This window comes from Pseudomonas boreofloridensis (assembly GCF_030580795.1).
GTDB lineage: Bacteria > Pseudomonadota > Gammaproteobacteria > Pseudomonadales > Pseudomonadaceae > Aquipseudomonas > Aquipseudomonas boreofloridensis.
The window spans coordinates 21404-29554 of sequence record NZ_JAUQOQ010000032.1 but is presented as its reverse complement, the minus strand read 5'-3'; the positions used below and the strand labels follow the sequence as shown (position 1 = coordinate 29554).

5 protein-coding genes are annotated in these 8151 nt (G+C 68.2%); all 5 read right to left on the bottom strand.

From position 1 onward, the window contains the following. Window positions 1–105: 105 nt before the first annotated feature. Window positions 106–1434, bottom strand: a complete 1329-nt coding sequence (locus tag Q6A47_RS22485; RefSeq protein ID WP_304485433.1) for a TolC family outer membrane protein — start codon at window positions 1432–1434, stop codon at window positions 106–108. A gap of 4 nt (window positions 1435–1438) precedes the next feature. Beyond that, window positions 1439–2785, bottom strand: coding sequence for an HlyD family type I secretion periplasmic adaptor subunit (locus Q6A47_RS22480; protein ID WP_304485432.1), 1347 nt, complete (start codon window positions 2783–2785; stop codon window positions 1439–1441). A 2-nt stretch (window positions 2786–2787) separates the two neighbouring features. Further along, window positions 2788–4551: a type I secretion system permease/ATPase gene (locus tag Q6A47_RS22475; protein WP_029614779.1), complete on the bottom strand. Its 1764-nt coding sequence runs from the start codon at window positions 4549–4551 to the stop codon at window positions 2788–2790. Between the two features lie 161 nt (window positions 4552–4712). Further along, entirely contained in the window at window positions 4713–5330 is a 618-nt protein-coding gene (locus Q6A47_RS22470; RefSeq protein ID WP_029614778.1) for a heme acquisition protein HasA, read from the bottom strand. A 77-nt stretch (window positions 5331–5407) separates the two neighbouring features. Beyond that, window positions 5408–8071, bottom strand: a complete 2664-nt coding sequence (locus Q6A47_RS22465) for a TonB-dependent receptor (RefSeq protein ID WP_304485434.1) — start codon at window positions 8069–8071, stop codon at window positions 5408–5410. Window positions 8072–8151: the final 80 nt, after the last annotated feature.

Below are 8151 nucleotides of genomic sequence, written 5' to 3'. Positions count from 1 at the left end.
CGGGGGGGGGGGGGGCGGGGGGGGGGCGGGGGGGGGGGGGGGGGGGGTGGGGGGGGGGGGGGGGGGGCGCCCCCCCCCCCCCCCCCCCAACCCCCCCCGCGACCTTCACTCACGCCCGACGAAATACCGGTTCAACACATCGAGGTCCTTCGCCTCCAGCACCCCCGCCAGGTAGCGCAACTGCACCCAGGCGCGCAGGTATTCGTGGCGCGCCTGGGCCAGGTCACGCCGCGCGCCGTACAACTGCTGCTCGGCATCGAGCACATCGAGGTTGACCCGCTCACCGCCCTGGACGCTGCGCCGGGTCGCCTCCACCAACGCGCTGGCCGCCTTCACTGCCAGGCCATAGGCGCGGATTTTCGCCGTGCTGCTGGCGCACAGGTTGAACTGCCGACGCAACTGGTTGAGCGTGTCGCTGACTTGCGCGTCCACCTGGAACTGCAAGTCGTCGCGCTCGGCGCGGGCCTGGCGCACCCGCGCCGACACCCCGCCCCCGGCGTACAGCGGCACGCTCAGTTGCAGACCGACACTGTCGGTGTCATAGCGCTGGTTGTAGGTGCTTTCGGAACTGGAACTGGAAATGCCTTTGCTGATGTAGGCACTCAAACTGGGCAGATGCCCGGCGCGCTGGCGCTCGATGCCCTGTTCGGCGGCCTCCAGTGCATGACGCTGGCTGACAAGCTCGGCGTTGTGAGCCACGGCCAGGTCACGCCACGGCTCGAAGCGCGCAGGCGACAGCGGCTGCACCGCGAACGCCGCGCGCAGCGGCGCCAGGTCCTCGGTAATCACCGCCTCCCCGGTGATCGCCTGCAAGCTGCGTAGGGCCGCATCGAGGTTGTCGGCCGCTTCGATTTCCTGGGCCTGGGCCAATTCGTGGCGGGCGCGGGTTTCCAGCACATCGGTGCGCGTCCCCTCACCGCCCTGGAGCAAGCGCTGATTGAGGTGCAACTGCTCGGCGTAGCTGCGCCGCTGGGCCTGGGCCAGGGCGATCTGCTCGGCGGCGAACAGCGCTTCGCTGTAGGCCGCGAACACCCGCACCATCATCTCCTGACCGCGACCGCGCAAGCGCGCGTCGGCCAACGCCGCTTGGGCCACGCCGCGGCGGTAGTCGCTCCACAGCCCGTAGTCGAACAGTGGCTGCTGCAACGTCAGGGTCGAACTGTAGCTGCGATAGTCACGCTGACTGGTGACGTCGCCGAACTGGCCGCGCTGGGTCACCTCGGAATCGTTGCGCGCACGGTTGTAGCGGTAAGACAGGTTCGGCAGCAGACCGGCACGCCCGATGTTCAAGTGCTCGATGCCGGCGTCTCGCTCGGCGAGGGCGGCATGCAAGGTCGGGTCGTTGCGCAAGGCCAGGGCATAGGCGTCGCTCAAGTCCAGCGCGACAGCCCGCAGGCTCACGCCCAGCAACACGAGGGGCCACAACAGACGCATCGAATCACTCCTCGCTCAAGGCCACATGCACCCGGTCTGCCAGCGGCTTGAACAGGTAGTTGAGCAGCGAGCGCTCGCCGCTGCGCACGAACGCTTCCACCGGCATGCCGGGGCGAATGTCCACACCGGCCAACTGCCGCGTGCCCTCGGCGCTGACCTGGATGCGTACCTGGTAATAGGGCTGCTGGGTCTTGTCGTCGAGCAGGCGGTCGGCCGACACCAGGCTCACCTCCCCGGCCACGCGCGGCGTAGTGCTCTGGTTGAAGGCGACGAACAGCAACTCCACCGGCAGGCCCGGCTGCAGGCGGTCGATCAGTTCCACCGGGGCGCGGGCATCGACCAGCAGCGGGGCGTCGCGGGGGACGATCTCCATCAGTTGTTGCCCCCGGGCGATTACGCCGCCGTTGGTGAACACACTGAGCCCGACCACGGTGCCGGCCACCGGCGCGCGTACCTGGGTGTGGGCCAGTTCGAACTCGGCGCTGCGCAGGCGATTGCCCAAGTCCTCGGCATTGGCCTGGACCTCGCCCAACTGCTGGCGCACCTCGTTCTGGAACTCCTGGCGGCGCTGGCTGGCACGCAAGGTGAGCTCCTGCACCTGGCGCCGGGTGCGGGCGATGTTGCCCATGTCCTCGGCGATCGCGCCATTGACCTGGGCCAACAGGCGTTCGCTATCGAGCAGGCGATTGCGCGCGATGTAGCCGTCGCGGGCCAAGTCGCGCAGGCCGCGCAGTTGCTCGTCCAGGGCCTGGCGCTGGGCCTGTTTGCCAAGCAGTGCGCCCTGGAGGCCGCCGAGCGACGCCTGCGCCCCGGCGATGCCCTGGCCCAGGCCAGCCAGCTCCAGCTCACGCGCCTGGGCGCGACTGCCGCGCAGTTGCCGCTGGGTTTCCAACACCGTGGCGACCCACGGCGTGGCCGCGTCGGCGAGCAGGTCCTGGGGAAAGCTCACGGTTGGCGCGCCCGCCTCCTCGGCGCGCAAGCGCGCAGCCGTGGCCTGCGCGTTGACGTACTGCACCCGCAGCGAGCCCTGCTGGGCCTGGGCCTGGGTCGGATCGAGACTGAGCAGCACCTGGCCAGCCTCGACCTGATCGCCGTCGCGCACCCGCAACGCGCCAATCACGCCCCCGGTCGGGTGCTGCACCGCTTGCCGGCTCCCGGCGACCACCACGTTGCCGCTCAGCGGCACGCCCTTGTCCAGCGGCGCCAGGGCCGCCCACAGGACGAAGCCGCCGAAGCCGACCAACACCAGCCAACGCCCGGCCCTGGCCGGGGCGCTGGCATCGTCGCGCAGTGGATGAACCCTGTCCGCCGGGGGGGCGGCGCCAGGGCTGAACAGTGGATGCACACTCATGCTCAAGACCTCTGCCCGCTCTGGTTGAAGCTGTAGGTCACCCCGGTGCGCGCCGTGGTGGCCACCGGGGGCGTGGGGCTGGCGGGACGTGCAGCGGCCTGCAGCACCCGCGCAGTCGCACCGAACTGCTGGACCCGGCCTTCATGCAGCACCAGCAGCTTGTCCAGCCCCAGCAGCAGGCTCGACTTGTGGCTGATCATCACCAGCGTGCGGCCCTGAGCCTTGAGTGCCGCGAGTGCTGCCAGCAAGGCGCGCTCGCCCGCGTCATCCAGGCTGGCGTTGGGCTCGTCGAGCACCACCAGCGCCGGCAGCCGATACAACGCCCGAGCCAGGCCGATGCGCTGTCGCTGGCCCCCGGAGAGCCCGGCGCCGCCGTCGCCCAAGCGCGTGTCGTAACCTTGCGGCCATTGCAGAATCAGCTCGTGCACGCCGGCCAACTGCGCGGCCGCCACCACTGCGTCGGCGTCCACCGGGCCAAGGCGGGCGATGTTCTCGGCAACGCTGCCGGCGAACAACTGCACGTCCTGGGGCAAATAGCCGATGTGCGCACCGAGCAGTGGGCGGTCCCACTGCGCCAGCGCTGCGCCGTCCAGGCACACTTTGCCCGACAGCGGACTGGCCGCGCCCACCAGCAGCCGCGCCAGGGTCGACTTGCCGGAGCCGGAGGCGCCGATCAGCCCCAGCGATTCGCCCGCCGCCAGCTCGAAGGCCACGCCCTCCAGGCACAACCGCCCCCCGCCCGGTACCGCGGCGCTCAAGTGCTCGACGCGCAACTGTCCGCGAGGGTCAGGCAGCGGCATACCATTGGCCAACGGCGCATGGCGCTGCAGCAGTTGGCCCAGGCGCTCGGCACTCTGGCGCGCCGCGCCCCACTGGCGCCAGACCCCGATCAACTGATCGATCGGCGCCAGCACCCGCGCCATGAGAATGGAGCCGGCGATCATCATGCCGGGGCTGATCAGGTGCTCCAGCGCCAGCCACGCGCCCAGGCCCAGTACCAGCGACTGCAGGGCCAGGCGCACGCTCTTGGACACGGCGGTGATCGCTGCGCTGCGCTCGCTGCCCAGGTTCTGCCGGGCCAGAAAGCCTTGGTGCAAGAGACTCCAGCGCTGGCGCACGGCGCCGAGCATGCCCATCGCCGCGACCGCTTCAGCGTTGCCCAGGTTGCCCGCGGCTTGTTGCACGGCCTGCTGCGACAGGCGTCCGGCTTCGACGAACACGCCCTCGGTCAGCCGTTCGTTGAGCCAGGCCAGTGAAGCCAGCAGCAGCGCGCCGACCAGCGCCAGCAGGCCCAGCCAGGGGCTGAACAGAAAGATCACCAGCAGGTAGAGCACGAACCACGGCGCGTCGAAGAAGGCGAACAGCGCCTGGCCGGTGGCGAACTGGCGCAGTTGGGTCAGGTCGCCCAGCGCCTGCTGGGCACTGCCCTTGTGCCCCTCCAGGCTGGCCTGGAAAGCGGCGTCGAACACGCGCGGATTGAGGTGCAGGTCCAGCCGCGTGCCCAGGCGGATCACCACCAGGCTGCGCAACCACTCGAGCACGCCGAGGAAAGCGAACAGTCCCAGCACCATGAGGCTGAGCATCAGCAAGGTCATCTCGTTGCCCGACGACAGCACCCGGTCATAGACCTGCAGCATGTACAGCGCCGGCGCCAGCATCAGCACATTGGCCACGGCGGTGAACAGGGCGACATGGCCCAGGCCGCCCCGGCAGGCCTTCAGGGCCTGCCACAGCTCAGCGGTGGCGGCATTGCGGGGTGTACTCATCGCGGACCTCGGAGGACGGGGCGGCGCGGCCATTGACCCGGCCGTCGCCACCTCGCAGAATTTCGCAGCGCCCCGGCCTGGGCCCGACAAGACACGGGCCAGGGTGCCTGCAACAGGGCCAATGACAGAGCGATCTGCCATTGGCCTTTTTCATGCCAAGGTCAGGCCGCCAGGGCCAGGTCCTCAGGCAGTGCCTGCACGCCCACCGCTTCGGCAGCGGCGAAGCTCGACGCACCACCGCCGAGGGCGGCAGCGATGGCGTCGAAGGTGCTGTCGGTGGACACGCCGTAGCTGGCCAACAGGTTGTCCAGCACCCCTTCCAAGGCCGAGGTGTTGCCCTGCATCAGGCCGTAGATCACACCTTGCACCTCGTTGCCGGCACGCCCTGCGCCCAGCGCAGCATCCAGGTCCAGGCCATTGAAGCTGACCACGTAGTTGCCCAGGCTGAAGTCGCTGCCACTGCCGCCGCCGAGCACTTCGCCCAGGCTGACGTTGTCCAGCGAACCCCACAGGTAGTGGTTGAGGTTGTCGCCCGGCGCCTTGGACGGGTCGAACACGTAGTGCAGGCCGTTGGCGGTGTTGGAGTCGGCAATGAAGGCGTAGTCCGAGCCGTTGGCGCCATGGGTGGCGTACTGGTCACCGTCGAAGGTGCCGTTGCTGAAGCCGCCGGTGTTGCTGTAGCCGTGGCCGGCGGTGACGAAACCTGCGCTCCAGAAGGCCAGGTAGTCATCGACGGTAGCGCTGCCGAAGGCTGGATCGTAGGTGACGGAAATAGTCATGACGGTTCCTCTGTGCTGCGTGGTCAAAGCGAAGGCCAACGGCCCTCGTGTCGCCCGGAATGGGCAAACTCAGGGGTTCAGAATCGGTATTCGAGCATGCCGCTCAAGGTCCGGCCGCGGGCCAGGGACAGGTTGTTGGCATCGCCCATGGCGACGAAATAGGCTTCGTCGGTGGCGTTCTCCAGCGACAGCGCCAGGTTCAGGCTGGGGGTCATCCAGTAGCTGGCATAGAGGTCGTAGACCTTGTACTTGGGCCACATGGCCTGGTCGATCTGGCTGTAGCCATGGGTGTCGAGGTTCTTGCCATTGCCTTCGCTGTAGCGCAGGCGCATGCCCACATCCAGGGTGCGCTCGAGAAAGCGCATGCCCAGGGTCAACGCGCCACGGTCGGCCGGCATGTAGGCGGCATTGCCCATGATGTCGCCACAGCTCACCCGGTTGTTTTCCGTGGCGTTGGCTTCGGCCCGCGAGACCCGCACCGGCAGCATGAGGATGCGGCTGCCGACGCGCACTGGCCGCAGCACGGTGCCGGCGCTGACCAACTGCTGGGCGCCGCCGAGGTAGAACTGGTTGGAGCAGAAGTCGTTGCTGCCGATCATGTGCGTGTAGCTGAGCTGGCCGTAGTAGTCGCCAGCGTCGTAGTCCAGGCTGTATTCCACACCGCGAAAACGCGTGGCTTGCAAGTTGTTCTGGTACGCCGAACGGCCCAGGGCGATACCCGAGACACTGGAGCCGGGCAGGCTGACGTTGGTGTCGAGAAACGAGAAATGGTCGATGCGCGTGTCGAAGTAGGCGACCTTGGCGGCGAAGCGATCACCGTCGCGCAGCAGCGATTGCTTGAAGATGTTCAGCCCCAGTTCCCAGTTGTGCGACTGCTCGGCCTGCAGGAACGGATTGGGGTAGACCATCTCGTTGCCGCCGCCGTGGGGACGTCCGCTCATGTACGCCTCGGTGACCGCCGGCGGGCGCCAGCCACGGCCCCAGCGGGTGTAGAGCTGCAGCCAGTCCGGCCCTGGCTTGACGGCGATGCCGAAGGTCGGCGAGAAGCGGCCCTCTTCGCGCTCCTGGTCGAAGAGCAGGTCGGTCCGCTGGCGCCGCAGGTTGGTCTCGGTAATGCCCTCGGGGTACAGCCAAGTGGTCACCCCGGTCTTGCCGGTGAGGCGATAGCGGTCGTAGCGCAGGCCCGCATCGACGGTCAGCCAGTCGTCGTGCTCGTAGCTGAGGTTGCCGAACAGGCTGGCCATGACCCGCTTGCCGGTGGGGTTGGCGCCTTGGACATACGGCAACGATTCGGTTTCGTTGGTGGCCGCCACACGCTCGGTACTGGGCCGGAACCGGTCTTGGAACATCTCGCTGCCGTAATTGAAGGTCAAGCTGTCGGCCTTGAACAACTGCCAGCGCGAGGTGTTCTGCACCTGCAAGCCCCAGGTGTCGGTCTGGTAGCGGTCGCTATAGCCTTCGACCCGGTTGCCGCTGGTGGCCGAGGCGGCGTTGTCGGCATTCCAGCGGTCCTGACGGGTGGTGACGTAGTACAGCTTGGCCTTGAAATCCACCAGGTCGCTGGGGTTGAGGCTGTAGTCCAGCGCCGCGTTCCTGGCGTTGATGTCGTTGCTGCCGGTGACGCGGTAGTAGTACTCATGGCTGCCGGCGTCCTTGACCGTCCAGGCGTCCTTGCTGTCGGTGTCGGTCTCGAAGTAGCTGAACTGCAGGCGCTGGGTGTCGGGCAGGTTGAGGCCGAGCTTGAAGATCTGCGAGCGCGTCACGCTGTCCATGGCGCCGACTTCGCCGTTGAGCCAGTGCTTCCACGCCTGGCGGTCCTCCAGCTTGCCGCGCATTTGGGTGCCGAGGTTGCCGGCGTGCTGGGTGCCGCTGCGGTAGTCGCCAAAATGGCGCTCGCTGTGGCCGACCAGGATGTCGCCCACTTCGTTGCCCAGGGCGAACAACGCGCTGCCGTTGAAGTAGGTACCGTTGCCCAGCTCGCCGATGCCGTGACCGGCGCGCAGGCGTCCACCGATCTCCTTGTCCGGACCGAGCAGGTCGCGGGCCTCGACCGTGTTGAAACTGGCGATGCCGCCGATCACGCCAGCACCGCCCATGCCGGCCGAGGTGCCTTTGTCGATTTCCACGTTCTGCACGAACTCCGGGTCGATGAACATCACGCCATTGCGCTGCTGGTGACCGTTGACGCTGAAGTTCTGGCGCATGCCGTCGATGTTCATGTTGACCCGGCCGTAGTCCTGTACGCCACGGATGTTCACCGACAGACCGGGGTCGCGCTGGTTGACCGCGGTGTAGACGCCGGCGGTCTGCTCCAGCAGGTCGGCCGCGTGACGCGGCGGGCGCTGGTCGATCTGCGCGCGGGTGATGACGCTGACCGAGCGCGGCGCTATGTACACCCAGTCGCCGTCACGGCTGGACTCGACATGGGTGGCGCCCAGCTCGACGCTGTGCTCGCCAGCCTCGACCCGCTCCAGGCCCACTTGACCAGGGGCGCTGAAGCGATAGCGCACCGGCGTGCCCTGCAGCAACCGACGCAAGCCGTCCTCGATCGCGTGCGAGCCCTGCAGGCCAGGGCTGTTCAGCCCGGCCAGCTTGCGGCTGTCGAAGAACACCTGCACCCCGGATTGCTCGGCATAGGCGAGCACCGCGCGGTCGAGTGCCTGGGCCGGGATGTCGAAGCGGATCAGTTGGCGCTCGGCGCGCTCGACCGGTGCGGCGGCCTGCACCTGGCCGATCCCCATCGGCAAGGCGCAGGTGCCCAGGGCCAGGCTGCTGGCCAGGGCGAGGCGACTCAAAGGTCGCGGGGTCTGTTGTCGTGGCG

Bases quoted from the DNA above. Each gene is read 5' to 3' on its own strand.
- Q6A47_RS22485 (WP_304485433.1), bottom strand. From the start codon at position 1,434: ATGCGTCTGTTGTGGCCCCTCGTGTTGCTGGGCGTGAGCCTGCGGGCT.
- Q6A47_RS22480 (WP_304485432.1), bottom strand. From the start codon at position 2,785: ATGAGTGTGCATCCACTGTTCAGCCCTGGCGCCGCCCCCCCGGCGGAC.
- Q6A47_RS22475 (WP_029614779.1), bottom strand. From the start codon at position 4,551: ATGAGTACACCCCGCAATGCCGCCACCGCTGAGCTGTGGCAGGCCCTG.
- Q6A47_RS22470 (WP_029614778.1), bottom strand. From the start codon at position 5,330: ATGACTATTTCCGTCACCTACGATCCAGCCTTCGGCAGCGCTACCGTC.
- Q6A47_RS22465 (WP_304485434.1), bottom strand. From the start codon at position 8,071: ATGGGGATCGGCCAGGTGCAGGCCGCCGCACCGGTCGAGCGCGCCGAG.